The organism is Aliterella sp. E5.1, from assembly GCF_057473825.1.
The window spans coordinates 1-1902 of sequence record NZ_JBYCCV010000299.1 but is presented as its reverse complement, the minus strand read 5'-3'; the positions used below and the strand labels follow the sequence as shown (position 1 = coordinate 1902).

The 1902-nt window shown below is 51.0% G+C and carries 2 protein-coding genes; one reads left to right on the top strand and one right to left on the bottom strand.

All coding sequences use genetic code 11. The features are described 5' to 3' along the window. Positions 1-776 precede the first annotated feature (776 nt). Positions 777-1112 (bottom strand): hypothetical protein, encoded by a 336-nt coding sequence (locus tag AC2VE5_RS26525; protein ID WP_486890536.1) that lies wholly within the window; start codon positions 1110-1112, stop codon positions 777-779. Between the two features lie 122 nt (positions 1113-1234). Here AC2VE5_RS26525 and AC2VE5_RS26520 point away from each other — a divergent pair. Beyond that, the coding region (locus AC2VE5_RS26520) for an IS982 family transposase (protein ID WP_486890534.1) at positions 1235-1902 on the top strand (668 nt) is incomplete at its 3' end.

The following is a 1902-nucleotide window of genomic DNA, read 5'->3' as shown; positions in this document are numbered from 1 at the left end:
AGCGATACTTCGGGCAAAACACCACGTGATACTTGCACTCGTAGATCGAGTGCGACAGCTTTTGGAATTGTTTAGACTGAGCCATGTATCTCCCTTCTCTCACCTTCTAGGGAGATACATTTTTACTCTTCTGGTTGAACCTCCACCTGCACCACTACCAGAGGTAGTGGTTTAAGCCGATTAATGAAATATAAGAATGTGGTATAAGCACCCCCGATACTACCACATTACGTCGAACGTGTCGCGTTAAAACCGTAGGCTCCATGCTTTGACTTGGTGGCTGGAGCGCGCGCTGGTCTTGCTGGCAATCCTTGCCGACGTCAAGGTCCTTGGCTGGGCCAAGGATTGCCAAAGGTTTATCTAGGCAAACCCTAGCCCGGTGTGCCACGTAAGGACTCGAGGCTGTAAGGTGCTTAATGGTGCCGTCTTAGCCGGTAGCAAGTAGAGCAGCATAGCGGATGTACTCCGAGTCGTCAGTGTGCTTGATAGTTCGCTTGCGGATTGAGGCCTCACCGGGTATTCTACAAAGGATTCGGCATTGTCCTCGAGCACCGCCAACTTGGTCCTTGGCGCTCCAAGGATGATGCCGTCTATGCTGTCCTTGGCAGGGCCAAGGACGAGGAGGAGCTGCCTCTCCTGAATATCAACAGGCAGCCACTCCAAAGGGACTTCGTGAACCATGCCGTTCTCAGCTTCTATGTGAGTCCTTGCTGTGCAAGGATGCTCGCCGACATAAAGGACGTTATAGCGGAGGGTCATGAAGAACTATCACCGATTCATTCTTCTTGAACTGGATTAACAGGCTGAAGTTCAAGTAACTGCATACCCTTACTGCGCCATTTGCCTCTTACTTCCCTCTGCAAAGCGCGAAATTGATGCTCTCCGCCTCTATCAAATGCTCGAACAATGCCACGAAGCATTATGTTGTCATAAACAAACTCGGCTACACCAGAAGTAAAATCTTCTGGGGATGTTTTTACCTTGATGTGGACGATTCCTTCGCGTGTATCAACATCACGTTCCTTTAGGCCGTCGATAACCCCTGTAAAAACAACTTGTCTGGTTCTTGATACCTTTTGGGCGATAATCCTACGTTCTGTGGCAGCACGCAACCGAGTATCGGTACTTAGTGCAACACGTTCTCTAATAACCTGAGTTCGGAGTTTCTAGAGGTGAAAGAGTATCTCCTGCACGTAGAATAGGTTGCTCAACCGCCACGATAGGAGATACTGCCATGAGTCTACTTGAACTGTTTTGCGATGTCGACGACTTCTGCCAGACTTTTGAAGCTTGGGCTAAAGAGAAGCAGTTGCCAGAGGGTAGGAAACGCGGGCCAAAGCCGTCCTTGTCGGCAAGTGAGGTCATGACCATCATGATTCACTTCCACCAGCAGGGCTATCGCGACTTCAAGAGCTACTACCACAAGCACGTGCGTGAGTACCTGCGTGAGGAGTTTCCCGGCTTGGTCTCCTATAGCCGCTTTGTCGAACGCATTGCAAGTGTGCTTCTGACGCTTACAGCCTACATGCAAAGCAGATTCGGTAGCTGTACAGGTATCGCCTTTGTCGACAGCACCCCGCTTGCCGTTTGCCACAACCGGCGCATCAGACGGCACAAGGTCTTCAAAGCTCTAGCGGCACGTGGCAAGAGCAGCATGGGCTGGTTCTATGGCTTTAAGCTGCACCTGATCGTCAATGAGCAGGGTGAACTCTTGGCGGTTCAGCTAACGCCAGGCAACATTGATGACCGCAAGCCCTTGCCTGAGATGACTGCTAAGCTGTTCGGCAAGCTCTTTGGCGACAAGGGCTATCTTTCCCAGGCGCTATTGGAAGCGTTGTTTGCGCAAGGACTTGAGCTCATCACCTCGCTGCGAAAGAACATGAAGAGCCAGCTCATGCTCCT